At 64.3% G+C, this 25,963-nt stretch carries 25 protein-coding genes; 12 read left to right on the top strand and 13 right to left on the bottom strand.

Annotated elements, in window-relative coordinates; genetic code table 11:
- Positions 1 to 5: 5 nt before the first annotated feature.
- From gnd to AB0H22_RS22115, 4 genes are all read right to left on the bottom strand, one after another.
- The gene (gnd, locus tag AB0H22_RS22130) at positions 6 to 929 is read right to left on the bottom strand and encodes a phosphogluconate dehydrogenase (NAD(+)-dependent, decarboxylating) (protein ID WP_358149055.1); all 924 of its coding nucleotides are present in this window, start codon (positions 927 to 929) and stop codon (positions 6 to 8) included.
- Positions 930 to 948: 19 nt separating this feature from the next.
- A complete protein-coding gene (gene dnaN / locus AB0H22_RS22125; protein ID WP_180749578.1) occupies positions 949 to 2,148 on the bottom strand; it encodes a DNA polymerase III subunit beta in 1,200 nt (399 codons plus the stop codon).
- 683 nt (positions 2,149 to 2,831) lie between these two features.
- Positions 2,832 to 4,307, bottom strand: coding sequence for a chromosomal replication initiator protein DnaA (dnaA, locus tag AB0H22_RS22120; protein ID WP_358148973.1), 1,476 nt, complete (start codon positions 4,305 to 4,307; stop codon positions 2,832 to 2,834).
- A 130-nt stretch (positions 4,308 to 4,437) separates the two neighbouring features.
- Positions 4,438 to 4,833 (bottom strand): hypothetical protein, encoded by a 396-nt coding sequence (locus AB0H22_RS22115; protein ID WP_180749576.1) that lies wholly within the window; start codon positions 4,831 to 4,833, stop codon positions 4,438 to 4,440.
- A gap of 73 nt (positions 4,834 to 4,906) precedes the next feature.
- Here AB0H22_RS22115 and rpmH point away from each other — a divergent pair, with 73 nt between their 5' ends.
- From rpmH to AB0H22_RS22070, 9 genes are all read left to right on the top strand, one after another.
- Positions 4,907 to 5,050 carry a 50S ribosomal protein L34 gene (gene rpmH, locus AB0H22_RS22110; RefSeq protein ID WP_030097696.1) on the top strand — a complete coding sequence of 48 codons (144 nt, stop codon included), beginning with the start codon at positions 4,907 to 4,909 and terminating at the stop codon, positions 5,048 to 5,050.
- 24 nt (positions 5,051 to 5,074) lie between these two features.
- Positions 5,075 to 5,458 (top strand): ribonuclease P protein component, encoded by a 384-nt coding sequence (gene rnpA, locus AB0H22_RS22105; RefSeq protein ID WP_180749575.1) that lies wholly within the window; start codon positions 5,075 to 5,077, stop codon positions 5,456 to 5,458.
- Positions 5,455 to 5,724 (top strand): membrane protein insertion efficiency factor YidD, encoded by a 270-nt coding sequence (yidD, locus tag AB0H22_RS22100; RefSeq protein ID WP_358148969.1) that lies wholly within the window; start codon positions 5,455 to 5,457, stop codon positions 5,722 to 5,724. The genes rnpA and yidD overlap by 4 nt, the downstream gene beginning before the upstream one ends.
- A gap of 21 nt (positions 5,725 to 5,745) precedes the next feature.
- Complete coding sequence (yidC, locus tag AB0H22_RS22095; protein WP_358148967.1) at positions 5,746 to 6,846, top strand: membrane protein insertase YidC; 1,101 nt, start codon at positions 5,746 to 5,748, stop codon at positions 6,844 to 6,846.
- Positions 6,847 to 6,888: 42 nt separating this feature from the next.
- A complete protein-coding gene (locus AB0H22_RS22090) occupies positions 6,889 to 7,458 on the top strand; it encodes a R3H domain-containing nucleic acid-binding protein (protein WP_358148965.1) in 570 nt (189 codons plus the stop codon).
- 49 nt (positions 7,459 to 7,507) lie between these two features.
- Complete coding sequence (gene rsmG, locus AB0H22_RS22085; protein ID WP_180749571.1) at positions 7,508 to 8,221, top strand: 16S rRNA (guanine(527)-N(7))-methyltransferase RsmG; 714 nt, start codon at positions 7,508 to 7,510, stop codon at positions 8,219 to 8,221.
- Between the two features lie 124 nt (positions 8,222 to 8,345).
- Positions 8,346 to 9,203, top strand: coding sequence for a ParA family protein (locus AB0H22_RS22080; RefSeq protein WP_180749830.1), 858 nt, complete (start codon positions 8,346 to 8,348; stop codon positions 9,201 to 9,203).
- A 52-nt stretch (positions 9,204 to 9,255) separates the two neighbouring features.
- Positions 9,256 to 10,236: a ParB/RepB/Spo0J family partition protein gene (locus AB0H22_RS22075; RefSeq protein WP_180749570.1), complete on the top strand. Its 981-nt coding sequence runs from the start codon at positions 9,256 to 9,258 to the stop codon at positions 10,234 to 10,236.
- Between the two features lie 265 nt (positions 10,237 to 10,501).
- Positions 10,502 to 11,251 (top strand): acetyltransferase, encoded by a 750-nt coding sequence (locus AB0H22_RS22070; RefSeq protein WP_358148962.1) that lies wholly within the window; start codon positions 10,502 to 10,504, stop codon positions 11,249 to 11,251.
- On the opposite strand, the gene AB0H22_RS22065 is transcribed toward AB0H22_RS22070, so the two are convergent.
- Entirely contained in the window at positions 11,248 to 11,910 is a 663-nt protein-coding gene (locus AB0H22_RS22065; protein ID WP_180749568.1) for a TetR/AcrR family transcriptional regulator, read from the bottom strand. The two genes, AB0H22_RS22070 and AB0H22_RS22065, sit on opposite strands and share 4 nt — an antisense overlap.
- A 142-nt stretch (positions 11,911 to 12,052) precedes the next feature.
- Between AB0H22_RS22065 and AB0H22_RS22060 the strand changes: the two genes are divergently transcribed.
- The 3 genes from AB0H22_RS22060 to AB0H22_RS22050 all read left to right on the top strand — a co-directional run bounded on the left by AB0H22_RS22060 (position 12,053) and on the right by AB0H22_RS22050 (position 14,764).
- On the top strand, positions 12,053 to 12,898 hold the full coding sequence (locus tag AB0H22_RS22060) for a hypothetical protein (RefSeq protein ID WP_358148960.1): 846 nt from the start codon (positions 12,053 to 12,055) through the stop codon (positions 12,896 to 12,898).
- A 163-nt stretch (positions 12,899 to 13,061) separates the two neighbouring features.
- Complete coding sequence (locus AB0H22_RS22055) at positions 13,062 to 14,537, top strand: cytochrome P450 (protein ID WP_358149052.1); 1,476 nt, start codon at positions 13,062 to 13,064, stop codon at positions 14,535 to 14,537.
- Positions 14,538 to 14,539: 2 nt separating this feature from the next.
- A complete protein-coding gene (locus tag AB0H22_RS22050) occupies positions 14,540 to 14,764 on the top strand; it encodes a ferredoxin (RefSeq protein ID WP_358148958.1) in 225 nt (74 codons plus the stop codon).
- Here AB0H22_RS22050 and AB0H22_RS22045 read toward each other — a convergent pair.
- The 8 genes from AB0H22_RS22045 to AB0H22_RS22010 form a co-directional block, all read right to left on the bottom strand.
- Positions 14,761 to 15,948, bottom strand: a complete 1,188-nt coding sequence (locus AB0H22_RS22045) for an N-acetylmuramoyl-L-alanine amidase (protein WP_180749566.1) — start codon at positions 15,946 to 15,948, stop codon at positions 14,761 to 14,763. The two genes, AB0H22_RS22050 and AB0H22_RS22045, sit on opposite strands and share 4 nt — an antisense overlap.
- A 147-nt stretch (positions 15,949 to 16,095) precedes the next feature.
- Positions 16,096 to 16,425: a thioredoxin gene (gene trxA, locus AB0H22_RS22040; RefSeq protein WP_180749565.1), complete on the bottom strand. Its 330-nt coding sequence runs from the start codon at positions 16,423 to 16,425 to the stop codon at positions 16,096 to 16,098.
- 28 nt (positions 16,426 to 16,453) lie between these two features.
- Positions 16,454 to 17,443 (bottom strand): thioredoxin-disulfide reductase, encoded by a 990-nt coding sequence (gene trxB, locus AB0H22_RS22035; RefSeq protein WP_180749564.1) that lies wholly within the window; start codon positions 17,441 to 17,443, stop codon positions 16,454 to 16,456.
- Between the two features lie 114 nt (positions 17,444 to 17,557).
- The gene (locus AB0H22_RS22030) at positions 17,558 to 18,457 is read right to left on the bottom strand and encodes a hypothetical protein (RefSeq protein WP_358148955.1); all 900 of its coding nucleotides are present in this window, start codon (positions 18,455 to 18,457) and stop codon (positions 17,558 to 17,560) included.
- 85 nt (positions 18,458 to 18,542) lie between these two features.
- Positions 18,543 to 19,127, bottom strand: coding sequence for an RNA polymerase sigma factor SigM (sigM, locus tag AB0H22_RS22025; RefSeq protein ID WP_180749827.1), 585 nt, complete (start codon positions 19,125 to 19,127; stop codon positions 18,543 to 18,545).
- Between the two features lie 250 nt (positions 19,128 to 19,377).
- A complete protein-coding gene (locus AB0H22_RS22020; protein WP_358148953.1) occupies positions 19,378 to 22,776 on the bottom strand; it encodes a lipid II flippase MurJ in 3,399 nt (1,132 codons plus the stop codon).
- Positions 22,764 to 25,112, bottom strand: coding sequence for a DUF6049 family protein (locus AB0H22_RS22015; RefSeq protein ID WP_358148951.1), 2,349 nt, complete (start codon positions 25,110 to 25,112; stop codon positions 22,764 to 22,766). Before AB0H22_RS22015 ends, AB0H22_RS22020 begins: the two co-directional genes overlap by 13 nt.
- The gene (locus AB0H22_RS22010) at positions 25,109 to 25,921 is read right to left on the bottom strand and encodes an NUDIX hydrolase (RefSeq protein ID WP_358148949.1); all 813 of its coding nucleotides are present in this window, start codon (positions 25,919 to 25,921) and stop codon (positions 25,109 to 25,111) included. The genes AB0H22_RS22015 and AB0H22_RS22010 overlap by 4 nt, the downstream gene beginning before the upstream one ends.
- Positions 25,922 to 25,963: the final 42 nt, after the last annotated feature.

Here is a 25,963-nt window from a genome sequence, read left to right as displayed (position 1 = left end):
TTGCCTTAGCCAGAGAGACCGACGCGTTTGACCGCGTGGCCACCGAACTGGTTACGCAGCGCTGAGACGGCCTTCATCGCGGGCGAATCCTCTTGCCGAGACGCAAACCGTGCGAACAACGAGGCCGCGATAACCGGCACCGGCACCCGGTGGTTGATGGCCTCTTCAACAGTCCAGCGGCCCTCACCGGAATCCTCGGTGTACCCGGAGATCGCATCCAATCCCGGATCTTCCTTCAATGCCTTGGCCAACAGGTCCAACAGCCATGAGCGCACCACTGTGCCCTTGGTCCAGGCCTGTAGCACTGCCTGCACATCGGTGATCAACGGTTCTGCCGCCAGCAGCTCGTAGCCCTCGGCGTAGGCATGCATGAGGCCGTACTCGATCCCGTTGTGGATCATTTTCGCGTAGTGACCGGCTCCCACCGGACCGGCGTGCACGAAGCCGTCAGCCTGGTCGCCCTCGGGACGCAGCGTGTCGAATATCGGCATCGCGCGCGCCACATCCGCGTCACTACCTCCGACCATCAGACCGTAGCCGTTGTCCTTGCCCCACACCCCTCCGGAGACGCCCGCGTCGATATAGCCGATTCCCTTGGCCGCCAACAGATCTGCGTTCGGCTGATCTTCGGTGAACCGCGAATTGCCGCCATCGATCACCAGGTCGCCTTCCGAAAGCTCCGCGGCGAGTTCTGCGATCGTCTGCTGGGTAACCGGTCCCGACGGCACCATTACCCACACCACTCGAGGCGCGTCCAACGCCTGTGCCAACGCGTTCAGCGACGCCACATCGGTGACCTCGGGACGCGGGTCGTATCCGATCACCTCATGCCCGCCGGCGCGTAGCCGGTCGCGCATATTGAAACCCATCTTGCCCAGCCCGATCAAACCCAGCTGCATGACCCATAACCTCCGATGACCAGTCCGTATGCCATTAGGGACGCCCGCCCTAGCCGGGCAGACGCACTGGCATCAATAGATAGACATACTCAGTTTGCGCCGCCGTGAACGGCCCGGGACCTTCTGGCGAGCTTTGATCGTCATCTGCCGGCCGCAGCACTGCGGGACGACTGGGCGTGGTGAATCCAAACGTCACTCGATTCGAGTGCAGCGATCCCAGCCCATCCGTCAGGTAGGTCGGGTTGAAGGCGATGGTCAGCGGTTCTCCGACGAACTCCACCTCCAGCTCTTCTTCCGCCCGACCCACATCGTCAGCACCGGCAGACAGCCGTAGCAGCCCGGGCTCGAACTCCAAACGGATCTGCGCGCCTCGATCGGCAACCAGCGCAACACGTTTGATGGCCTCTACCAGTTCCGCGATCGCGATCGTCGCCAACGCGGTGTGCTCGGTGGGCAACAGCTGGCGGAACTTGGGGAACTCCGCATCCAGCAGACGGGTGGTGCTGCGCTTACCGCCGCTAACAACCCCGAGCAGCCCCTCAGATCCGATGGACGAACCGGCTCCCAGCGCGAGCTGCACATCCGAACCACTGGACGCCGACTTCGCGGCCTCCGACAGGGTCTTGGCCGGCACCAACACGGCAGCGTTGGCCTCACTGGATCCCGACGTCCACTTCAGCTCGCGCACCGCCAGCCGGAACCGATCGGTTGCGGCCAAAACCACTGTGTCACCGCTAATTTCGACACGAATACCGGTCAGCATCGGCAGCGTGTCATCCTTGCCCGCTGCCACCGCGACCTGGCCGATTGCCTCCGCGAACACATCGGCGGGCAGAGCACCAGTCTCATCAGGTAGCGAGGGCAAGGCTGGGTAGTCCTCGACCGGCATACTCGGCAACGAGAACTTCGCGCTTCCACAGCTGATCAGCAGACGCGTGCCTTCCAGCGCCACGTCTACCGGCTTGTTGGGTAACGACCGGGTGATATCCGAAAGCAGTCGACCCGAGACCAGCGCACTACCGGCCGCGGCGACCTCGGCCGGCACCTGCACCTGTGCGGAAACCTCGTAATCGAAGCCGGACAGCCTCAAACCGGTTTCATGCGCAGTCAGCAGCACACCTGCCAGCACCGGAACCGTCGGCCTGGAGGGCAGGCTCCGAGCGACCCAAGCCACCGAATCGGCGAAGTCGTCGCGCGCAACCCTGAACTTCAGGCTGGTGTCTGTGGCAGTGGGGCTCGCAAGATCCATGGATACCCTTTGCTTCCTCGTTGTCCAGGTCGAACTGTCTCCACACGAAAAATCTGTGATAGCCATCGTGGCACGACCGGGTGACAGCTTTGACAGCGCATCCGGCTGCCATCCGGTACTGACCGGGGCGCCGTGTACAAGTCCTGTCACTCGGAGTGGGAAGTCGTCAGGCCATACGACTTCCGAAGCACAACCGTAGATGCTTTCGACGCATCGGGAAAGCCGTTCTGTTCCGTTTCGTCCATCGCCGGGTTACCGGCCAGATGGTCGGTGTTGAAGCGTCCATCCACACAGCTGCTTTTAAAGAGGAAGATTAGATAGAGATTTAAGCAGTAGTAGTAGGTCCTGTGGAATCTGTGGACAGACAAGTGTTGTCGCACGATAACGCGGCATCCGGGTTGTCAGCGGATTGTGGATTCAGAGGCAGTTGGCAGCGCGCGGATGTGGACGCCATGTCATTCGTTCAGCAACTCCCAGCCGATCGCAGGTTTACCCGATGGCAGTCCACAGTCCTGTGCACAGCCACCACTGTTGTGGATGTGACGTATGAGCTCCACGAGGTGACAGAAATTCGTTGAGAAAAATCTCGAAAAGTCTTGAAACACGAGTGCGTTGAGGGCCCGAAGCAGTGTTTCGAGACGAAAAAACCCGGCCACGGGGGCCGGGTTTGGTTCGGAATCAGGTCAGTGTCGGGAGCGCTGACGGATCCGCGCGGTGAGCTCTTTGACGTGATCGAAAACCTCACGCCTCTGTGCCATTTCGCCGCGCACCTTCTTGTCGGCGTACATGACGGTGGTGTGGTCGCGCCCGAAGGTCTGCCCGATCTTGGGTAGGGATAGATCGGTGAGCTCGCGACAGAGGTACATGGCAATCTGGCGGGCCTGTGCGAGAGCCCGCGTCTTGCCGGGGCCACGAAGCTCCTCGAGGCTGGTGTCGAAGTACTCGGCGGTTACCGCCATGATCGTGGCAGCGCTGATCTGGATGGAGTTGGAGTCGGGGATGAGGTCGCGCAACACGATCTCGGCCAAGGACAACTCGATGGGGGACTTGTTCAGCGATGCGAACGCGGTCACACGTATCAGAGCGCCCTCGAGCTCGCGAATATTGCGTTCGATCCGGCTCGCGATGAGCTCCAGCACGTCGTCGGGGACATCGAGGCGGTCCATCTGCGCCTTCTTGCGCAGGATGGCGATCCGGGTCTCCAGCTCAGGGGGCTGAACGTCGGTGATGAGGCCCCATTCGAAGCGGGTACGCAGCCGGTCTTCGAGGGTGGCCAGCCCCTTGGGCGGCCGGTCAGAAGAGATCACGATCTGTTTGTTGGCGTTGTGCAGGGTGTTGAAGGTATGGAAGAACTCTTCCTGGATACCTTCCTTACCCTCGATGAACTGGATGTCGTCTACCAGGAGTACATCGATGTCGCGGTAGCTGCGTTTGAACGCGACCCTGCGGTCATCGCGCAAAGAGTTGATGAAGTCGTTGGTGAATTCTTCGGTGGACACGTACTTGACGCGCATACCGGGGAACAGCCGCTGTGCGTAGTTTCCGGCGGCGTGCAGCAGATGCGTCTTGCCTAGCCCGGATTCACCCCAGATGAACAACGGGTTGTACGCCCGGGCGGGCGCTTCGGAGACTGCTACCGCCGCCGCGTGGGAGAACCGGTTGGATGCGCCGATGACGAACGACTCGAAGGTGTACCGCGAGTTGAGGCTCGTGTCAGGGGTCTCGGCCTTGTCGGCGCCACCGGGACGATTGATGAAGTACGAAGGCCACGATTCGTGTGCACTAGCAAGCGCCTCGGTGGTCTCGTCGACCTCGTCGACCTCGAGTTCGGGGGCCGGCCCGGCGACGTCTGAATCTTCGCCAGGAGGTGGCGCTGCGATCCGCACACCCAACTCGACATTTTCGCCCAGCCGCCTGGAAAGCGCCTCTACGATCGGCCCGCGCAGGTGCCGTTCGATCTCGTTTTGCACGAAACTGGACGGCACCGAAAGCAGTGCGAAGCCCTCAGCCATGGTGAGTGGTTTAACCAGAGTCAGCCAGGCGCGCTGTTGCGGCGTTAATGGCGGAAAACTCGACAGGTATTGGCTGTCGTCACCGTTGAGCTCGGCGACGACGGTATTCCATACCGCCGTGAACTGGGAATTCAGTTCGTCAGTCAACGGCGGGCATCTCTCTGGCTGGAAGGGACACGTCGACACTAGCCCCTTTTCAACGATGGATCGCGGGTTTCCACACGGTTATCCACACCTGTGGACAACAAAGCCGACCACCCTATGGTGGTCAGTGCGCTCATACCAGGAGATCGCTGCGGATCACCTGTTCCGGGGGACCGGCTAGTCGGTGTTCGACCGCGATCGGCATCGGCCACCGGGGGTGGTTCCGATGCATTCGCCCGGCAGAAATGGCATTCGCAGAAGCTAACAGTTTTTGTTCCGCCCCGCCAACCGATCGGGAGACATCGGTGACAACTCTCGTAAAGCTGACAGACTCGTGTGCCCAGGGGATACGGATGTGGCGTTTGTGATCAGTTTGACCGGCGTCGAGCAGGTCAGTACCCTCAAACAGTCGCCCGAACGTTGGCGGCACGGCCGCGACCCGCACGTCATCAGGGATGAAACCCAGGATTCCGTAGGTACCGCGCCGGTGGCGAGTGAGAAGTACCAACGGACTGATACGTCTCAGCACATCGCATGCGTCGTGAATGAACGGCGTGGGTGATCCCGGCTGAGAACGTGAAGGACATGAAGGAGTAGTTGCGGTGGCAAAGGGCAAGCGGACCTTCCAGCCAAACAATCGGCGTCGCGCGCGTACCCACGGTTTTCGGTTGCGCATGCGCACCCGCGCCGGGCGCGCGATCATTGCGGTCCGGCGTCGTAAGGGCCGCAAGGAACTGACCGCCTGAGTTTCGGGCGCAGGTAGGTAGTCGGTGTTACCGACTCGACACCGGATGACGAAATCATCCGAATTCCGGCAGACCGTCAAGCGTGGCGCTCGAAGTGCCCACGCGGACTTGGTGATTCACCTGCAGCGTGGTTGTGCGGGCTCCGAGTGTGGGCAGGTCGAAGGCCCTAAAGTCGGTCTGATCGTCGGGAAGTCGGTCGGTGGAGCGGTAGTGCGTCACCGGGTATCGCGCCGACTTCGGCATGTTGCCGCGGAAATACTTCCCAGGCTTGAGCCGGTGGATCGAATGGTGATCAGGGCGCTGCCCAGCAGTGGAACCGCACTATCGGCGAGCCTGCGTCAGCAATTGCGTGACGGGATCGATCGGTCTGCACGACCACAGGAACCCGTACAGAAGCGGCAACGATGAAAAGCCGCCCGGCCAGGGCTGTGATCTTTCTGATCCGTCTGTATCAGACCTGGATCTCCCCGACACGATTGCCGAGTTGCCGATTTATGCCGACCTGTAGCCAGTACGCGGTGGAGGCGCTGAGTGTGCACGGCCTGATTCGCGGCAGCTGGTTGGCGACGATCCGCCTACTGAAGTGTGGGCCGTGGCACCACGGTGGATGGGATCCGATTCCCGACCGTCATACGAAGCATGGGGCCCAGTTGTTCGGGGCCGAGAGCACGTGAGCGTGCAGAGGAGCACAGCGGATGTTTGATTGGTTCAGCCTCGGGTTCGTCTACTACCCGGTCTCGGCGATCATGTGGGTTTGGTACAAGCTGTTTGCGTACCTGCTGGGGCCCAAGAACTTCTTCGCGTGGGCGCTGTCGGTGATGTTCCTGGTATTCACCCTGCGCGCGATTCTGTACAAGCCGTTCGTGCGGCAGATCCGGACGACTCGGCAGATGCAGGAGCTGCAGCCACAAATCAAGGCCCTGCAGAAGAAGTACAAGAACGATCGCCAGCGCATGGCGTTGGAGATGCAGAAGCTGCAGCGTGAACACGGCTTCAACCCGATCTTGGGTTGCTTGCCGATGCTGGCGCAGATTCCGGTGTTCCTGGGGCTGTTCCATGTGCTGCGTTCGTTCAACCGAACTACCGGCGGCTTCGGACAAGTACATATGTCGGTGGAGGCGAACCGCGCCACCGGTAACTACATTTTCAGCGCGGGCGACGTCGCCAACTTCCTGGACGCCAATCTGTTCGGTGCGCCGCTGGGCGCGACCATGATTCAGACGACGGGTCTGGACGCGTTCACCGAATTCAATAGGTGGGCCGTGGCCGGTGTCGCGGTGCCGTTGATGGTCCTGGCCGGTGTCGCCACCTACTTCAACAGCCGGGCATCAATAGCGCGTCAGAGCCCGGAGGCACAGGCGAACCCGCAGACCCAAATCATGAACCGGTTGGCGTTGTACGTCTTTCCGCTGGGCGTGGTGGTCGGCGGACCGTTCCTGCCGCTCGCGATCATCCTGTACTGGGTGGCGAACAACATTTGGACGTTCGGGCAGCAGCACTACGTCTTCAACGCGATCGCCAAGGAAGAAGAAGAGAAGAAGCAGGCGGATCTGGAACGGCGAGCAGCCAACGCCCCGAAGCCGGGAGCCAAACCGGCGCGTGGTGGGAAGAACCAGCCGACCAAACAAACAGAAGAGTCCGAGAACGACACAGACGACCCTGTAAGTACCGCGGGGTCCGATGGAACGGACGAGGACACCAGGGGACAGGCTTCCCCGAATTCGACAAATGGATCAGGCGCGACCAGCCGCACCCCGAAGCCGGGTGCACGGCCGGACCGTCGCCGCAAGCGCTAACCGCCCGCGTTCCTGCACGGGCGTGACAGAGGGAGAAGAACGATGACCGATCTCGATACGCAGGCCGAAGAGACCACGGCCGAAGAGACCACGGTGGAGGCTGCCACCGAGCCGGATGCCGAGCTGGACACTGAGCCGCGCGGCAGTCTCGAAGAGCGTCTGGTTGCCGAGGGCGAGGTCGCCGGCGACTATCTGGAAGAGCTCCTGGATCTCCTCGACTTCGATGGCGACATCGATCTGGATGTCGAAGGGGACCGCGCGATCGTCAGCGTCGATGGCGGCAGTGATCTGACCAAGCTCGTTGGCCGCAAGGGCGAGGTGCTGGACGCGTTGCAGGAACTGACCCGGCTGGCTGTCCAGCAGAAGACCGGTGAGCGCAGCCGTCTGATGCTGGACGTCGCCAACTGGCGTGGCCGCCGCCGCGATGAGTTGGCGACGTTGGGCACGAAGATCGCCAAGCAGGTGCTGGAGTCGGGGGAGCGCGAGGAGCTCTCTCCGATGACTCCGTTCGAGCGCAAGATCGTGCACGACGCGGTCGCCGCGATCGATGGTGTGCACAGCGAGAGCGAGGGCGTGGAGCCGTCGCGTCGCGTCGTCATCCTGCACGACTGACCGCACTTAAATCTCACCCATGTAATTCAGCGGCCGCGCTCCGGGAGGAATGTTTCACGTGAAACACGGCGAGACTCTCCCGGTGCCGGAGGCCGCGGCAAAAGTATTCGGCGACCGCCTCCCTGTCGCGGTGGAGTACGTCGACGCGCTGGCCACTATCGGTGTGGAGCGGGGTCTGATCGGACCCCGTGAAGCCGACCGATTATGGGAGCGCCACATTCTCAATAGTGCCGTCTTGGGGGAGCTGCTCGAGCCCGCGGAGCGCGTGATCGATATCGGGAGCGGCGCGGGTCTTCCGGGCATCCCGTTGGGCATCGCGCGCCCCGACGTAGGTATAGCTCTCGTCGAGCCGATGCTGCGCCGGACCGACTTCCTCCGTGAAATGATTGAGCGGCTCGGGCTGACCAACGTATCGGTTGTACGCGGCCGGGCGGAGGAGCCGAGTGTTATCGCGGCGGTCGGTGAAGCGGACGCGGCGACGTCCCGGGCGGTCGCGGCATTGGACAAGATCGGCCGCTGGTCTCTTCCCTTGGTGCGGATCGGCGGACGCATGTTGGCGATCAAAGGCGATCGCGCCGATGAAGAAGTGCGGCAGTACGGAAGTGCGCTGAGCCTGCTCGGCGCTGACGATGTGAGGGTGGTGCAGTGTGGCACGCGGTACCTCGATCCGCCCACCACGGTGGTGGTCGCGCGGCGGAAAGAATGCGACGGAGACCGTCGGCGGGGAGACACCCGCGGCGGTCCGCGAAAGCGGAGCCGGTGAGCATCCGATCAAGGAGACGACTGTGAGTAGCGACAAGCACGGACCGCCAGATGTTTCACGTGAAACCGGCGCACCGGGAGACGGTCGCCGATCACCCGCGGAGTTCAAAGAGTCGGACACCCCGATCGGTGCCGCTGCTCAACGCGCCACCCAAATCAAGCAGGGATCGGTCCGACTCCCGAAGCCGGCGCAGCGCCGGATGCTGACGATCGCCAACCAGAAGGGTGGCGTCGGAAAGACCACCACCGCGGTGAACCTGGCCGCTGCGATGGCGCTGCAGGGGCTCAACGTTCTGGTGATCGACCTCGATCCACAGGGCAACGCGAGCACCGCATTGGGCGCCGACCACCGCGCGGGCACCCCGTCCTCGTACGAGGTGCTCCTTGGGGAGATCTCGATCCAAGAAGCAATCCAGACCAGCCCGCAGAGCGAGCACCTCTTCTGTGTCCCGGCGACGATCGACCTCGCCGGCGCCGAGATTGAGTTGGTATCGATGGTCGCCCGCGAAGGACGGTTGCGCACCGCAATCGCCGGCCTTCCCGCCGACACTTTCGACTTCGTCTTCATCGACTGCCCGCCGTCGTTGGGTCTGCTGACGGTTAATGCACTCGTCGCCACCAATGAGGTGCTGATCCCCATCCAGTGCGAGTACTACGCACTGGAGGGTGTGGGTCAGCTGCTGCGCAATATCGAACTCGTCCAAGCACACCTGAATCCGGCCCTGCATGTGTCGACGATTCTGCTCACCATGTACGACGCCAGGACCAAGCTCGCCGATCAGGTGGCAGACGAGGTGCGCAACCACTTCGGTCCGAAGGTGCTTGGCTCGGTCATCCCGCGCAGCGTCAAGGTGTCCGAGGCCCCCGGGTACGGGACCAGCGTCCTGGATTACGACCCGGGTTCGCGTGGTGCGCTGAGCTATCTGGATGCCGCACGTGAGCTCGCGCAGCGGCCAGGCCCGTCGGCGAGTGGTCCCCAATGAGCCGGTTGCGGTACGGGAAGATAGTCGCATGCGTGACGAGGAGAGGTAACCGATGAGCCAGTCGCCACCACGGCGTAAGGGCGGACTCGGCCGGGGTCTGGCATCGCTGATTCCCACGGCACCGACGGACGGCTCGCCCACACCTGCGGGTCCAGGGCTGGGTGCCGCGGCGGCCGATGTCGTCATCGGCGGTGGTTCGGCGGCCGCAGTTGCGCCGACGGTCGATATCGGCGCGGTGTACCGCGAGATCCCGGTGACTGCCATCAAGCCCAACCCCAAGCAGCCTCGCCAGGTGTTCGACGAGGAGGCCCTCGCCGAGCTGGTCCACTCCATCCGTGAGTTCGGCGTGATGCAGCCGATCGTGGTGCGCACGGCGGAGGGTGGTGACTACCAGCTCGTCATGGGGGAGCGGCGGTGGCGCGCCACCCAGGCAGCGGGTCTGGAGACCATCCCGGCGATCGTCCGGGAGACGGCAGACGACAACCTGCTTCGCGATGCGCTGCTGGAGAACATCCACCGGGCACAGCTGAACCCCTTGGAAGAGGCGGCAGCCTACCAACAGCTTCTCGAAGAGTTCGACGTGACGCATGAGGAGCTGGCCTCCCGGATCGGTCGTTCGCGACCGGTGATCTCGAACATGATCCGCCTGCTGCGTCTCCCCATCGCGGTGCAGCGTCGGGTCGCGGCAGGCGTGCTGTCGGCCGGACACGCGCGCGCGCTGCTCGCCCTGGATGGTGGGGCCGAGGCGCAGGAGGAGCTGGCGGCTCGGATCGTGGCCGAGGGGATGTCGGTGCGTGCCGCCGAGGAGGCGGTGACGCTGGCGAACCGCAGCGATGCTGTCAAACCGGCACCGCGGCGCAAGCCGATCCAGATGCCCGGCCTCCAGGATGTCGCCGAGCGGCTGTCGGGTACCTTCGACACCCGCGTGACGGTGAGCCTGGGCAAGCGCAAGGGCAAGATTGTCGTCGAGTTCGGCTCGGTCGAGGATTTGCAGCGAATTGTCGAGATGATGTCCGGCGAAGCAACGTCCTAGCCCACAGGGGAGAAACGTCACAGTGACGTGTAACCCGTTCCAATCTCGTTCGGAAGCATGCCAGTCACGAAAACGGTTGGTAGGTAAGAGCTTTCGGTTCCGCGAGGCAATGATGTGCTCGGCTGTCGTCGGCGCGGCGGACACGGGCCCTCGCGATGCGGCTGCCGGGTGCCAAACGAGAAATTTCGCTTATCCTTGAAGGGTTGCCGGACGCACGATGCGTACCGCGCACCATGGTGACCGGACGTGGAGGCGTGCAAGACCAGTGTCGGCTCGGATCGTTCCCTTGCGGCTCGATGGTTTCGAGCAGCTGCCCAAGCACGCCCGGCGGTGTGTCTTCTGGGAGGTGGACCCCGCTACCGTCGGGGATCGTCAGCACCTATCGGACCCCGAGTTCGAGAAGGAAGCGTGGCTGTCGATGGTCATGCTCGAGTGGGGGTCGTGCGGTCAGCTCGCGGTTACCGGTCCACAGACCCGACCCACCACCGCGGGGTACGCGTTCTACGCTCCACCCGGTGTGGTGCCGCGCGCTCGGTTGTTCCCGACGGCACCAGTCAGTGCGGACGCGATCCTGTTGACCTCCCTCGGGGTGGAGCCGGGGCACGAGTCAGACGGCTTGCCGCACAGCATTATCGCCAGCGTGGTGACCGAGTCGGTGCGCCGTGGTGTGCGCGCGTTGGAAGCGTTCGGTCGTACCAGCGAGGCGTTGGAATTATGCGGGGGATCGGTGCCGGATCCTCTTCGCCCGGGAGGTTTATCGACGGTCAGGCATTCGGAAGCAGCGGATGTATTGGGGGAGTGCACCATCGAGCAGTGCATGATCGATGTGAACTTCTTGAAAGACGTGGGTTTCACGGTCGTGGCACCGCATCAGCACTTCCCGAGGCTACGCATGGAGCTCGATAGCGGGATCGGCTGGAAGGCCGAGGTGGAGGCGGCGTTGGAGCGACTGCTGGAGTCCGTTCACGTGCCACAACCGGCCGGGGCAGGCCCCGTGGTGGGCGCCGGGCTCTAGCCGTCGAGTGGCTGTGCCGAGACGGCGATCCCCCGGCAGACGAGATCGGCGGTTGCACGCACTCTTGAGGCAAGGATCGCCTGATCAGGGTCGTGCCCGTAGCGGGCGAGCAGGCCCAGCGGAATACCCACCACCGAATCCGCAACAGCTTCGACGTCGATATCCTGCCTGACGTATCCGGAAGCGATCCCATCGCGTAGTAGAGCAGCGAGAACTGAAGCGCCGGTGTCAAATACGCGGCAGAACTGATCGGTCATCTCTTTGTCCACCGCGGCGCCCTGCTGCAGCAGCAAGCGCGATAGGCGGGGGTCCTCCACCACCAGATCGATGTACGCAAGCCCGAGATTCACTGCGAAATCATGGAATTCGTCTAACGACGTGATTTGACCGGGCACGGTCTGAGCGAGTGTTTCGATGGTGCGCTGTGTGGCGTGCTGGACCGCGTGTTCGAGGATATCTCGCTTGTTCGCGAAGTATCGATAGAACATCGAGTGACCGGTGCCGAGCCGTTCCGCGATGTGCGCAATCGAGGTCTGGTGGTAGCCGCGCTCGGAAAACTCGGCGAGGGCGGCATCGACAACCTCTTCTTTGACGAGTTCACTGCGCCGAGCGCGCTGCCGATCTGCCATCCGGATCGGCGGTCCCGATGGGTCCACCATGCGGCCGAGGATAGTCGATCGAAGCGCTCCCGTGCCACCCATGTCGTTGTACGGAATGGTTTGTCTTGAAATGATTGACATGTTCCCGAACAAGACACTAGTGTCCGGAGCAACTTCTTACGGCGGCGAAAGGACACTCGGGATGACACGGCTGAGCACAGGCACGGAATGGGGGCCGCCACCGGTCATTCATGGTGAGCCCTGGTGGGCCTGGACGGTGGTCGCCGTACTCGTTGTGTGCCTGGTGATTTCGCTTGTTTGGGTCGGGTGGATGACGCTGCGCAAGCACGAGGACGCGTTGATGTACTGGCTGGTCATGCTCAGCGGGGTGACGATTCTGCCGTACTTCGTTGAGCCGTGGCTCGACATCATCGGTGCCACGACATACATGACCAATGTTCTGCCCTACGTCACCATCGCGGACCGGCCGCTGCCGATCTTCGTCCCGCTGGTGTGGGTGGGCACGGCACCGACCGCACTGGTGGTGTACGAGATGATCAAAAGGGGATGGGCCGCCCGAACGCTCATCGTGTTCGCGTTGGTATTCGGGATCTTCGAGTGCATCGGTGAGATGGTCAACAGCCACTTCGGCGTGATGAAGTACTACAGCAATAACGCGTTGGTCCTCGGCGTGCCGCTGCCCAGCCTCGTGCAAAACGGCGGATTCCTGGTCATGATCGCCTGGGTGCTTGTCGTGATACGACCGCACATGCGGGGATACCGTTGGGCCGCTATCCCTTTTGTTGCGCCCGGTGCTTATCTCGCGTACACCATCATCTGTACGCTGCCCAACTACTTCGCGATCCATTTGGGGCTGGCACCGGTGCCGTCGTGGGGGCTGGCCCTTCTTTCCACGGCACTCAATCTGCTGGCCGTCGTCATCGTCGCGTACTCGCCCACGTGTCAACGCTTTCGGGACGAGGTCGGCGCCAAGGTGCTGGGACCGGCGCGTACCGCAGCCGCCAGACAGCCCGTACCTGCAGCGTAATCGGAACCTCCGGAAAGGAGACTGAATGAGTACCTCGCAGCCATCGCTTGCCGAGTCACGTGACGGAGCCTGTCCGATTGCGCCCGCGGTTTCGCAAAGCCACAGTTCGGCAGCAGATCTCAGCCTGCCTCGCGAGCTGGCGGGGCAGTGGGGGCCCCTGCCGATGAATCCAACAGTGCGCGAGGTCAACGAAACTGCCAGGGCACAGGGAAGATTCGCGTCCTTGCGGCACGATCCGTTGTGGATCACCCGCGGATCGATTCCACTGGCCTCCAGCGTGGTCCGCGGCGTGGGGAGTCCGACGCTCACCCCGCCCGGGCCCGTCGGTCTGCCCATCGTGGGCAGCGTCCTGGAGATGCGGCGCGAACCATTCGAATTCTTCCGGCGCTGCTCCCAAGAATTCGGTGATATCTATCGCGTGCCGTTCCCGGTGGGCGGCAGCATCATCGTGGTGAATCATCCGGACTACGCGAGCCAAGTGATGGACGATCCCGTTGGCCGGTACAGCATGATCGGTCCCGGCCAGGCGGCGATGGGATTGATCGGAGCGGCGATTCCGATGTTGGAGGGGGAGAAGTTCCGCCAGCGTCGCCGGATGCTTATGCCGATGTTCGGGCGGCGTCACTTGGCCCGGGTGGCCGAGGTTATCGCCGACGAGTTCGTCAGACGAATCGACGGGTGGTCGCAGTGGGCGAACACCGGTGGGGTGGTGGACCTGCAGCACGCCATCGCACAGGTCACCTTGCCGGCGTTCTTGCGGGCGATGTTCTCGTCGTCGATCACCGCGCAGGAAATCCACGAAACCGATGTTGATCTGCGGACGTTCATGTCCTTGATGGCGTCGGTGACGATGATGAGTCCGTTGCCCAGGCTGATTCCCATGCCCGGGCGGGACACCGCGCCCCGGTCGATGTGGAGACTGCGCCGACTGACTCGGAAGCTGATCAAAGAGCGCCGCAGGAATCCCGTCGACACGCCAGACCTGTTGAGTCTCTTGCTGGAGGCCACCTACGACGACGGAAGTCCTTTGTCGGAACGGGATCTCAGCATGGAGTTGATGATTCTGATGGCGGGCGGATACGAGACGGTGGTGGCGTCGTTGTCCTGGACGCTCGCACTGCTACTGTCGCACCCCGATCACCTCCAGCGTCTCTACACAGAGGTGGACTTGTTGGAAGGCGCCGTCCCGACACCGGAGGATCTGCCCAAATTGGCTTGGGCGAAGGCGTGTTTCGATGAGGGACAACGGTTGCAGGGCCACCCGCTCAATCCGCGGTTCGCGATGGAAGACGATGTTATTGGCGGGTACTTCATCCCGCAGTACACGATCGTCGGCCCATCGCTCTACTCGATACATCGCGATCCACGGTGGTGGGCGGACCCGGACGCCTACGATCCGAACCGATTTATGGATGAGGCCTTGGCCAAGAGCCGGCCAAGGTTGGCATTCATGCCCTTCGGATCGGGTAGGCACCACTGTCTCGGTACGGGCATGGCCTATATGAACGCGCAGTTCCTGTTGTCGATCATCTTTCAGCGGTACCGACTTACCTTGCCGGGGGGCTGGAAACCTAAGCATCACTTCAACTTCTCGGTGACTATCGACGGCGGTCTGCCTGTCACATTGACGAGGGTGTGACCGTGGGCAGCTCAGACGGCGAGCGGTTCACGATCACCGTCGATCAGGATCTGTGTATGGGTTCGGGGTATTGCATTGTGCAGCATCCGGGTCTGTTCGGTGCGGATGCCGACGGCATCGCGATGCCACTCATCACAGGGGCGCTACTGGAGGATCAAGTAGTGGAAGCCGCCGACGCGGCGCATATCTGCCCCGCGAGCGCCATCGAGGTGCTGCGCGGAGACTAGCTGCCTGCGGAAAGTTCGTGGGCCAGCAGCTCATCGAAAGTGAATGTGCCGGTGGGCCTGTCGTTCTTGCCGAGCAGGTATACGCGTTTCACCGCGGCCAGTATCGATTCGGCCACCATATCGCGATAGTGTGCGCCGCTGAGGATGGAGACGTCGTTCGGTGAGGTGATGTAGCCGATATCCACCTGCACGGTGGGCATCCGGGTAAGGCGCAGCAGGTCCCATGTGCGACCGTGTGTACGACAGTCGCGTAATCCGGTCCGCGCCACCACTTCTCGTTGAATGAAGTCGGCCAGCATGTGGCCGATGGTGGATACCGAACCGTGCAGGTTGCCAAAGTGATAGGAGGCCACGCCGCTGGCGACCACGGCAGGCTGCGAGTCGAAGCGCAGGCTGATCATCAGGTCTGCACCCACGTTGTTGGCGTAGGTGGCGCGCTCGATATCGGTGGGGTTGTTCTGGATGGCACGCGAGATGTAGGTCTCCATCCCGATCGCGGTCATCCGCCCTTCGAGGCGGCTCGCCAAGTCCCACAACATATCTGCTTCACTCGTGGGGCCCTCGCGGCCCGGCACGATGCGGCCGTGGTCGCCCCCGCCAAGGCCGGGATCGATCACGATGCGCTTACCCGACAGTTGCGGGCCGGCGTTGCGGACGTGCTCGGTCTCGCGGATCGCGTGCGCGGAACCACCGGTGACGTGGCGGCCCAACAGTTCAAAGGAGCGCAGCGTCTCGGGTCCGCAGATACCGTCGGCAGTCATCCCGTACTCCCGCTGGTACGACATGAGCGAGTTGTAGGTCTGCAGTCCGAAGTTCCCGTCCACCAGGCCGGTGTAGAACCCGAGATCCTGGAGGCGCTTTTGCAGGGTGGCGACGTCATCGCCGTACATGGGCGCCGAGAACTGGTGGAAGAGCGTGCGCGCCCCGAGTCGGTAGGAGGCTTCTTTGAGGGTGCGGTAGGTCGCGGGACCGACGACACCGTCGACGAGCAGGCCACGGCGCTGCTGGAACGCCCGAACGGCGTCGTGCAGCGTCGCGTCGAAATGGTCCACCACGACCAGTGGACCGGTCGCCAGGACTTCGTCGGGGTCCGCCAGGAATCCGAGCGCCAAAAGGACCTCGCGGACCTCAGTGACAGCCGGGCCTCGATCGCCGTGGCGAATGTTCGACGCGCCTGTCGTCATACTCAGCCTTTCGCAGCCGTTCGCAAGGAATCCGCACTGCCACCGACCCGGGCTACAGCTGTCCGTCATCGGGACCGCAATATTGTCTCAGATGCCTAGGCGATGGGCGAAACTCCTGTGCCCTTCAACCGGTGCGAGTCGAGCCGGTTAGACGACCCCGTCCAGTTCGCGCAGCAACGCGGACTTGCTCTTGGCGCCGACAATCCGCTTGGTTGCCTCACCATTTTGGAACAGGATCAGCGTGGGGATCGAGGTGACCTGGAACGCGCGGGCGGTATCCGGGTTGGCGTCCACGTCGAGCTTGGCGACAGTGAGTGCTTCGCCATGCTCCTTGGCAATCTCCTCTAGTACGGGGGCCACCATCTTGCAGGGCCCGCACCAGGTCGCCCAGAAATCCACAAGCACCGGCTTATTGCTGGAGACGACGTCCTCCTGGAACGAGTCGTCGGTGACCGTCACGGTCGCGTGGTCGCTCATGATTCTCCTTTGATCAGTGATTACGAGGCTAGGCTTCGACGAGGGTCTGGGAATGCGCCGTCTCGGCGAGCCACCGTTCGGCGTCAATGGCTGCAGCACAACCGCTTCCGGCAGCAGTAACCGCCTGCCGATAGGTCCGGTCTACGAGGTCTCCGGCGGCGAACACGCCCTCCAGCGAGGTGAATGTGCTGCGGTCTCGCACTAGCACGTACCCGTCGGGATCGACGTCGACGGCGTCGCGCACGAGTTCGCTGCGCGGGTCATGACCGACGGCGACGAACATCCCGGTGACGGGCAGTTGTGAAGACTCACCGGTGAGCGCGTTCTCCAGTTTGAGCCCGGTGACCGAGTCGGTGCCCTCGACCCCGGCGATCTTGGTGTTGGTGAGGACGGTGATCTTGGGGTCCGTGTAGGCGCGTTCCAGCATGATCTTGGAGGCGCGGAATTCCTCGCGGCGGTGGATAAGTGTCACGCTGCGGGCAAATCGGGTGAGGAAGGTGGCCTCTTCCATCGCGGAGTCGCCGCCGCCGATGACCGCGATGTCCTGATCCCTGAAGAAGAAGCCGTCACAGGTGGCGCAGGAGCTCACGCCACGGCCCAACAGGGTGTCCTCGCCGGGTACGCCGAGGTACCGCGGTGCGGCACCCATGGCCAGGATGACGGCCCGCGAACGGTAAACCTCGTCACCCACGGTGACGCTCTTGACGGGACCTCGCAGGGAGACCTCGTCGACGTCCTCGGTGCGCAGGTCGGCACCGAACCGGATGGCCTGTTCACGCATCTGGTCCATGAGGTCCGGGCCCATGATCCCCTCGCGGAACCCGGGGTAGTTCTCGACCTCGGTGGTGGTCATCAGTGCTCCGCCGAACTGGGTGCCCTCGAACACGATCGGTTTCAGCTGGGCGCGGGCCGCGTAGACGGCAGCGGTGTACCCAGCGGGTCCCGAGCCGATGATGATGAGCTCGTGGACGTCCGATTCGGTCTCGGTCGACGTAGCCGACGGTGCAACCCCTGCCATGCGGTTCCCTTCTGATTCCGATCTGATTCCCTCATCTGATGAGGTCATGCGAGTGCTGAAACAACAGCCTAGAGCGGGATGTTCCACGCGGGTGGGATGGGTGGTAGGCGCGGTCTAGCGGCCGGGCGTCGCGCCGAGGCGGGTCTGGGCCACCCGTTGAGGATCCGACTGGTTACATCCCGGCCGCACGGCTACCGCCAATAGTTCACCCGGCCGTTCGGCGGGAAGCACCATGAGCACCGCGGGGCCATCGATGTCGAGAGTCTGTGCGCCGAGGACCGGAGTCGATGCCTCGAAGCCGAGCCCGGCGAGGCAGGACGCACGTTTCGCGGCATCGGCAAGATCGCCGAACGCGGGGGTGCGGCCGACGAGTGCGGTGATCTCATTTCCTGAGATCGGGAAGGCTGTCACGCCCCGGGCACGCGTCGCGGGCAGGTTCGGCGCCACGGGGGCACCTGTCTGGGGGGCGGTCTGCTGAGACAGCGACGGACCCGCCACAGCGGCGGTGGTCTCGGAAACGCGTCGTTCGTTCTGTGCGATGAGGGTGACGGCGACGGCAGCGCAGGCTGCGGCCGCCAACCCTGCGGTGGAGTAGGCGATCCACCGACGCTTTGCCGCAGGGCGTCGGCGATGGTCCAGTGGGACCGAACCGGTGACGAGGTTGAGGCTGGGGTTGGCGGGGCGAACGGCGTTCGCAGCTACCGCGGGTAACGTGGACTTGGATGTCTCGGCGCGTAATGCGGCAACGATGTCGTCGACCACGGACCCGGGTACATCGGGTGCCGGGCTGTCCATCCACACCGCCAGATCGGCGCGCACTTGGTCGAGGGCGGCCAAGGTACTGCGCGCATCCCTATCTTGTTCTGCGCGTTGCCGAAGTATGTCGGTATCGCCGGCGTCGTAGACGCCGGCCTGTAGGTCGGCCAGGACCTCTAGTGACAGCGGCACCTCAGCGAGGTTCACCTTGTCGAGGTTACCTTCGCCATCGGGACCGTCCGGATTCTCGCTGACCATTTGAGTTCATTGTTCCCATATCCAGCTACCGTTCGCCACGCCCATGGCCCAATTCGTAGGCGGATCGTGACACGGTGGCACACGGCTAGTAGTCGATGGTTTCCGGTTCGACCGAGCCGGCCTTGTCGAGATAGTGCAGGGCGACCGCCAGGCGTGCGCGAGCACGCGCACAGCGGCTCTTCACCGTGCCCTCGGGGATGCCCAGCAGCTCAGCCGCGTCGGCAACGGAGTATCCCTGCATGTCGACCGCGATGACGGCGGCGCGCTGCTCGGGAGGCAGGCGCAGCAGGGCCTTCTGAATGACGATCGAGGTGTCGACGTGGGTCGAGGGGTCCTCGACGGCGTAGAGCTCATCTTCGAGTTCGATGGGGACGTGGGCCTTATTGCGACGCAGGCGATCCAGACAGGCGTTCACGACGATGCGGTACAACCAGCTGGTGACGGCGGCGTCATTGCGGAAGTTGGCGGCCCCGCGGTGTGCCGACAGCATCGCCTCCTGGAGCGCATCGGCGGCATCCTCGGGGGTGCGGCTGGTAGCCCGGGCGAGTCGGTAGAGGCGGCGGTGGTGACGGCGGAACAGCTGTTCGAAAGCTGACGGATCGCCGGCGACGTGGGCAGCCAACAACTCGGCGTCCGAGTGTTGAGGTGCGGTGAGAACCCCCTGATCCATGCCCACACGCGCACAGTAATCAAAAATGTGGTGTGTCGTCGACCACGGGACGCCCCTGCAGCAAACTGTTATACAAGTTTCAACAATCGGTAACAGTGATACGCGTAACTGAACAACATGAACCGCAGTTCAACGGACAATTTCGAGGTTGCCATCGGGTTTCAACTACCGCGAAAAATATAGGGCTGTAATTGCGGGATCGATACCGAAGGCCTTTCGGTAATTGCTCGACTGGCAGACGACCGCGCAGCTAGGACGCCGTTGAGACGGTGATTTCGCTGATCTCCGCATGGTGATCACCGTTGGTGGAGCCCAGCTTGTTGATCCACACCAGCACATGAGAGACCTTTGAGCTGCTGGTGATGGGAATCGTTGTTTTGCCGGGCTGCAGCGTGGTGGTGGCGGAAATCTCCTTGGTGTCGTTGACGGAGGCCGGTGTGGCCGAGTCGGCAGACCGTATCTGCACTTGCGTTCCGACACTGTGCGATTCGATGGTGACGCTGCTCAGAGCGCTGGCGGACTGCAGATCGAGCAGCAGGCCCACCCCGGGTTTGAAGAGCGTCGGAAAGGGATCGGCGTCGGTGTAGGTATCGGTCGTCCACGACGTGGAGGCGTTGCCGTCCACCGCCATGCCCACCTTGCCCGGCTGATCCGCGTCGGGCCCTGGGGGGAACACGGTTGCCTGGGTGATCTTGGCAGGGCTACCCGCCGCCGCTGTGTCGCCGTTCGAGGACTGGGTCGGCAATCCGATCCCGATGTTGATCTTGTCGAGAGGCCCGACGTCTCCGAAGATCCGCGTGACCCAGACACCCAGCGCGATGCACAGGGTGATGACGAGGACCCCGACCACGCCGAGACCGATCAGGAAGATCTTGCGGTGGCGGGCCGCATCCTCCGGATCGTCCTCGTCTTCGGAATCCTCGGGCTCCTCGTCGTCGTCAGCTGCGTCCGCCGGACCCTGGAACCCGCGGGGGCGGCCGATGTCCAGCGCCTGCGTGGATGCCGCGGCCGCAGGTTCGAGCATGGTGGTGTGGTCGACGCTCGCGACGGCCGATTCCAATTCGTCGAGGAGGCCGGCGGCGGAAGCGGGGTCATCGCTCAACGCGCGTGCGGCCACATCGGAAATCGCTGCGGGGACGGTGGGCACGACGACCCGCGCCTCGACCGGTCGACCGTCCGGAGCCCGGCTGGCGGTGGCCAGCCCGCTGGGTTGGCCGGTCTCGGCCAGCGGCCAGCGGCGGGTGGTCAGCGCATACAGGGCGGCGCCCAGGCCGCGCACGTCCTCGTCCGCGCTCGCCGAGGACAGGGTGGCGGGGAACGCCAGCACGGCGTCCCCATCGATGCTGATGCGCACGCGGTCGGGGTGGTCGATGCTCAGCGCCGACCCGGCCTCGAAGGCCGCGTCGGCAGCCTCTGCCAAGGACCGGACCGCCCGGCTGGCACCAACGGCGGACGGTTGGGTGTCGGCGACCTCGCGCAGCGAACCGCCGCGGACCCATTGCGCGACAACGATGCCACCGGTTCCCTCGCGTACGGCATCCAGCACGCGGGCGAGGCCCGAAGATTCGATCTTGCTGAGCCGCAAGGTATTCGACAGGACTTCCTGCACCTGATCGGGGCTGAACACGGTTCCGTCGATGATGGTGAGAGCCACCGGTCGATTCAGCTCGGTATCGGTAGCCTGCCAGAAGTGCAGCCCTTCCGGGCCACCGTGCGATGTCAGCAGGCGGTAGCGACCGTCCGCGATGCGAGCACCGGGCATCACGGGTGTGGAGAGAGCACCCCCGGAAGGAGACTGGGTAGGAACAGGCCGGGTAGATGATCCGGGAGTGTCGGTCACGGCCCTGCCCTTCCTCGCGTCGGCACCGTCCCCGCGCGGTGGTTTGTTTGCGGTATCAGGGTACGGCAGGGATGGCGCCGGGGAGTTGGGCATGACCGAAGCGTGATCATTGGCGCCCGATCCCTGGCGACGACCCAGGAGGCGCTGCAACACAGAAACCACGCTAAGCGCCTCTGGCAGCTTGACCGCCACCATGAGCGCAAAGGTGACGCCGAGCATGACGATGCCGAGGATGGCCAGCCGCAGAATCGAGCCCAGGCCGCCGCCTCGCAGGGTGAGTAGATCTAGGCCGAATCCGCGGTCGATGGCCAGGCCGATGGCCGCGGCTATCGCCGAGGCAGCCAGCGTGACCAGCACCGTACGGGCCACGTCCGGTGCGATGAGCGGCCCGGCGGTGCGTCCCATACTTCTGCGCAACAGCAGGTATCCGCAGATGGCCCCCGCGACGAAGCCGAGGCCATTGGCGGCACCGAGGTAACCCGCGACCAGGCTGGGGTCGTCGGTGAGGTGCGGGGCGATCACCGAGCCGACAATCTTCACCGCGGTGATCACAATGATCATCAGCGTGGGCGTCCACGCCTCGTGCCGCGCATAGAACACCCGAAGTTGCAGTAATACAAGCGCATACGCGATGAGGGTGAAGGACGAAAGCGAGATGGAGAGTCCGAGGTAGTGGGCGTCACCGAGGGTGAAGTGCCCGTACGCGGAGAGAGCCGGCCCCATCGCCGGACCGCCGACGGTCATCACCGCCACCACCGGGATCAGTACCACCATGGTGAGCCGGGTGGCCAGCGACACGTCCGCAACCACGGCGGGTGTGTCCTCGGCGGCTGCGTTGCGGCTGAGCCGCGGCATCACCGCGGTGAGAATGGTTACGCCGACCACGCCGTAGGGCAGCTGCAGGATCATCCAGGTCTGGGTGTAGATGATCGGGCCGGAATCGGCTGCGCCGGCGGCAATCCGGTTGGTAATGACGAACCCGAGCTGGCTGATGGCCACATACGCGAACATGGCGGTGGCCATGCCGGCGAACTGTTTGAGCCTGTCGTCAATCCCCCACAGCGGTCGCAGGGGAATCCGCTGGCGCCGGATCGCCGGGATGAGCACCAGAGCCTGAGTCACCACGCCGAGCGTGGTGCCGACGCCGAGCACCAGGAGCTTCGGATCGCTCATCCGTGTTGGGTCGAGGGTGAGTTCACCGGGCATCAGCCAAAACAGGATCAGTGCGGCGATGGCGACGAGGTTGTTCCACACCGGAGCCCAGGCGGGGGGCCCGAACACATTGCGGGTGTTGAGGATCGCCATGAATATCGAGGAAAGGCCGTAAAAGAAGATCTGTGGCAGAAGCAGATACGCCAGGGCGGTTGTCAGCGGCGTACTGACCTTTGGGTCACCGCCGAGCAGCAGTGCGGCGAGCAGTGGTGCGGCCAGGACCGACAGCGTCGTCGTGACCAACAGCAGCGTGGTGGCGATGGTCAGTAGCTTGCGGATGAATGTCAGACCGCCGTCGGTGTCCTCCCGCTCGGCGCGGGTGAGCACCGGAATGAAGATGGCGGTGAAGGTGGCCTCGAGCACCAGTGCGGCAATGATGTTCGGCAGCTGGTTGGCGGTCGAGAACGCGCTGGCGGATGCGGCGCCGAGGGCGGCCGTGATCAACAGCAGTTTGATAAATCCGGTGACGCGGCTGACCAGGGTCGCCACTGCCATGGAGCCGGAATGCGCGACGACCGCTGCGTCGGACAGCTCGTCGATCGTGTCGTCGGATTCGGGATCGGGCAACGGGTCGAGCGGCTCTCTCACGGGTGCCACGATTCATCAGAGCCCGTCGCTCTTCGCGCCAGCTGGGGGTCCCTCCCGCTTGCGGGGGCCTCATCACCCCGGTCGAGGTCTGCGCGGTCGGGCTGACCGCGGAACCGGTGCCACAGACGCCGGCCCGTCAACGCGAAGAGCACCGTGGCGGCACTGATGGTGATGAAGAACAGCAGCTTGCCGTACGCGTTGGAGTGCACCGAGAGACGCACGGGATCGCCCAAGGGCAGGCCGTCGGGCGTGTGCAGCGTCACGTCGACAGCCATGCGCTGTGACACGTTGACCTCCACGGGGACCTTCACCGGCAGGTACCCGGGCGGAATCTCTTGTACACCAACATCGGTCGCGCTCATGCCGGCCGGCGTTTCGGCGCGAAGGGTGACCCTGATCGGCACCGGAAGTTCGTTGCGCACCACCAACGGCAGCGGGCTGTGCTCGGTGGCCAGTGTGTAGGAACCACCCGGATTGACGACGGTGACGGCATTGAACAGATCGCTGACCGTGTGGCGGATGGCCGCGAGCCGTTCCCGGGCGGTGTCGTCACGCGCATCCGACGGCACGCTCTGGCTCACCGCCCGCAGGGCGTCCTGACGCAGCGGATCGGTGTACTGGGTGCCCGTGAGTCCGGTGCGGGCGTCCACGGTCAGCGCTGCGGTGAGTCCCCACAGTCGGCGGACCTCGTCACCCAGCTGCTGTGACACCCAATCATCCACGCTGCCGGACGAAGCCACCCCATACGCGGTGTCCACCGGATTGGCCTGGGCGCCCGCGCGGTCCTCGCCGATGACCGTTGGCAGCGGACGCGGTATTGCGAGTCCGGCGTGCAGGAGGGTGGATGCGGCAGACAGGATCGCGCGGGCCTCGCCATCGGACAGATCCCAGGTGGCCGCAGGCAGGAGGATCGTCTGGCGGGGGGTCTCCTGGGGGGTGAGCGCCTGCCAGGCCATCGCCCCGAGCGCATCCTGCATCCGCGCGACACGCGAATCGTGTTGCAGCGCAAACCGGAGCGACTGGGGCACGTATTCGGGGGTGGTCGGCGCGCGACCGGCCGCGCTGAGCGCGGCGCCCACCGACGGGTCGAAGGGTGCCGCCACGACGGTGTCGGATACCCGGCGAGGGGTGAAATCGGGCGGTGTCTCCTGGTCCGAGGGCAGGGCGGACACGGCGACGGTGGGCCCTTGTCCGGTGAGCAGGTCGATGCTTGCATTCGAAAGGTGGCCGTCCCCAAGGAGGGTGGCGCCGCGCAGGCTTCCGATTCCCAGGATCTGGTCGAGGACATCCGCTGCGGCGGTGGTGGCCTGATGGGACAGGCCCTCGTCGGCCATTTGTGCGACCGCATCGAGGCTGGCCTGGGCGTAGGGCAGCGGTGTGACACACGTGCGTTTTGCCAGTGCGCGCAGCCGGTCGAGCCACCCGGCGGCAAGCCCCTGTCCGGTACCGGGATGTACGGGACCGGTGGGATCGGCCGAATTGTCGAGAACCTGGTAGCCGAGCGTCATTTCGTTCACGGTCACCAGCAGATCGGGGTCGATCGCCATGCAGACCGTGCGGCCCAGATCTCCCTTGGGGTCGACGGCAGCGTCGGTGGCGAACTCCAGGGCGCCCAGCAGCGCGTCCAACCGGCCTCCGGGGGAAAGGGACCGCTCAAGCTGATCGTCCAGCAGCCGCACCGGTGTGGGGCCGCCGGGCTGACCGGGCGCGAGCCGGGGACGGTCGGCCAGGGGCCACAGCAGTGTGAGGCCTACCGGGCGAGAGGTATCGGGGGCGACCTCCGGTTCGGGGGACTCACCGGCCGGTGGCGAAACCCCGAGAATCGGTAGCAGGAAACGCGCGTCGTCGAGCCGCGCGGCGGCCCCGTAATCCGGGGTGCCGTTGACGTTCACGAGGGCGGGATATACCCCGGGTTTGTCGATGTTCCAGGTGGGTCCGGTACCCCCGCGCAGCGGGAAGGCGAGTGTGAAGGGACGCTGCTGCCCCTGTTCGAGAGTCCCTGCGACGGTGACGAATTCGCCGACGGGGCGGAACTGGTCGTGGCGGCCGTGCAGATTCGCGCGCAGCTCGGCACTGGTGGCGACGGCGTCGGCGCGTTCCAGCCGGACCACCACGTCGGTGACGGGGCGATCGCCGACATTGGCCACTGTGCCCCGCACCGTCACCGTCGGATCGGCGGTCGTGACGGTTTGTGGTGTCACTTCGTCGATGAGGACCTTGAGGAATTGCCCGTCGCGGTAGGCATGGGCGCGTGGCGTCGACCAGGGAGTGCCGAGCAGGACAAGCGCGAGGACGGCAAGCACCGCTGTCACGCGCGTGGCGCTGCGAGGGGTGAGTCGTCTCATTGTTGTGGTCCGCGGCCGGTACGCCGGCCGGGTGTCCTGTGCGTGCTGGAGTGCGTTTGAGGACGGCGCCTCGGCGAGGATTGGGGCAGGGGTGGCAGGGACGCGGGGCCCCCGGAGTGCAGTTTGTCGATGAGGTCTCCGGCCACCTCGGCCAGACGTCGTTCGTCGGCGTATGCCAGGCGGGTGGGCAGCTCGTCGAGAGGAACCCAGGCGACCTCGGTGACTTCGACATCGTCATCGGACAGCTCGCCGCCCAGGGAGCGCATTAAGTAGTGGTGCACGGTCTTGTGTACGCGGCGGCCCTCGGTGACGAACCAGTAGTCGATGCTGCCGAGTGCGGCCAGCACGCTGCCGCGGATTCCGGTCTCCTCGGCCACCTCGCGGATGGCAGTTTGCTCGGCTGTCTCGCCCTGTTCGATATGGCCCTTGGGCAGCGACCACAGCATCCGGCCGCGGCGGTCGGTCCGTCCGATCAGGGCGGCGACCTGGTCGTTCTTGGGGCCGTCGATCCCGGCGATCACCAGACCGCCCGCCGAGGTTTCGCGGACAGTACGCAGCGAGGTTCCCGCGGTGCCGCCCTTCGCGCGCCCGCGCCCACGACCTTTTCCGTCGGAGCCCTTGGCCCCGCTGGTTCCATGAGCCCCGCCAGCTGTAGGGGAGGGCGTCGGAGTGGGGGCGCCTTGCGCCCGGCCCTGTGCGCGACCCTGCGATCGGTTGCGCCGACCGCGGCGCGACCCCCTGCCGCGCGCTGAGCCGTTGGGCTCGTCCGACGACCCACCCGTGCGGGAACCGCCGGAGGAGTCAGACACCCATGTGATGGTAGTTCCCGCTACTGAGAGCCCTCGCGATAC

Origin of the sequence: Mycobacterium sp. NPDC050853 (genome assembly GCF_040653875.1) — a bacterium.
GTDB lineage: Bacteria > Actinomycetota > Actinomycetes > Mycobacteriales > Mycobacteriaceae > Mycobacterium.
This window is presented reverse-complemented; position numbering and strand designations above follow the sequence as displayed.

Excerpts from the sequence above, each read along its gene's own strand:
- AB0H22_RS22090 (WP_358148965.1), top strand. The coding sequence starts at position 6,889 with ATGACCGATCTCGATACGCAGGCCGAAGAGACCACGGCCGAAGAGACC.
- sigM (WP_180749827.1), bottom strand. The coding sequence starts at position 19,127 with ATGGATCAGGGGGTTCTCACCGCACCTCAACACTCGGACGCCGAGTTG.
- yidD (WP_358148969.1), top strand. The coding sequence starts at position 5,455 with ATGAAAAGCCGCCCGGCCAGGGCTGTGATCTTTCTGATCCGTCTGTAT.
- AB0H22_RS22065 (WP_180749568.1), bottom strand. The coding sequence starts at position 11,910 with ATGGTGGACCCATCGGGACCGCCGATCCGGATGGCAGATCGGCAGCGC.
- AB0H22_RS22075 (WP_180749570.1), top strand. The coding sequence starts at position 9,256 with ATGAGCCAGTCGCCACCACGGCGTAAGGGCGGACTCGGCCGGGGTCTG.
- rsmG (WP_180749571.1), top strand. The coding sequence starts at position 7,508 with ATGTTTCACGTGAAACACGGCGAGACTCTCCCGGTGCCGGAGGCCGCG.
- AB0H22_RS22045 (WP_180749566.1), bottom strand. The coding sequence starts at position 15,948 with ATGACGACAGGCGCGTCGAACATTCGCCACGGCGATCGAGGCCCGGCT.
- AB0H22_RS22030 (WP_358148955.1), bottom strand. The coding sequence starts at position 18,457 with ATGGTCAGCGAGAATCCGGACGGTCCCGATGGCGAAGGTAACCTCGAC.
- trxB (WP_180749564.1), bottom strand. The coding sequence starts at position 17,443 with ATGGCAGGGGTTGCACCGTCGGCTACGTCGACCGAGACCGAATCGGAC.
- AB0H22_RS22055 (WP_358149052.1), top strand. The coding sequence starts at position 13,062 with ATGAATCCAACAGTGCGCGAGGTCAACGAAACTGCCAGGGCACAGGGA.
- trxA (WP_180749565.1), bottom strand. The coding sequence starts at position 16,425 with ATGAGCGACCACGCGACCGTGACGGTCACCGACGACTCGTTCCAGGAG.
- AB0H22_RS22015 (WP_358148951.1), bottom strand. The coding sequence starts at position 25,112 with ATGAGACGACTCACCCCTCGCAGCGCCACGCGCGTGACAGCGGTGCTT.
- dnaN (WP_180749578.1), bottom strand. The coding sequence starts at position 2,148 with ATGGATCTTGCGAGCCCCACTGCCACAGACACCAGCCTGAAGTTCAGG.
- yidC (WP_358148967.1), top strand. The coding sequence starts at position 5,746 with ATGTTTGATTGGTTCAGCCTCGGGTTCGTCTACTACCCGGTCTCGGCG.
- AB0H22_RS22060 (WP_358148960.1), top strand. The coding sequence starts at position 12,053 with ATGACACGGCTGAGCACAGGCACGGAATGGGGGCCGCCACCGGTCATT.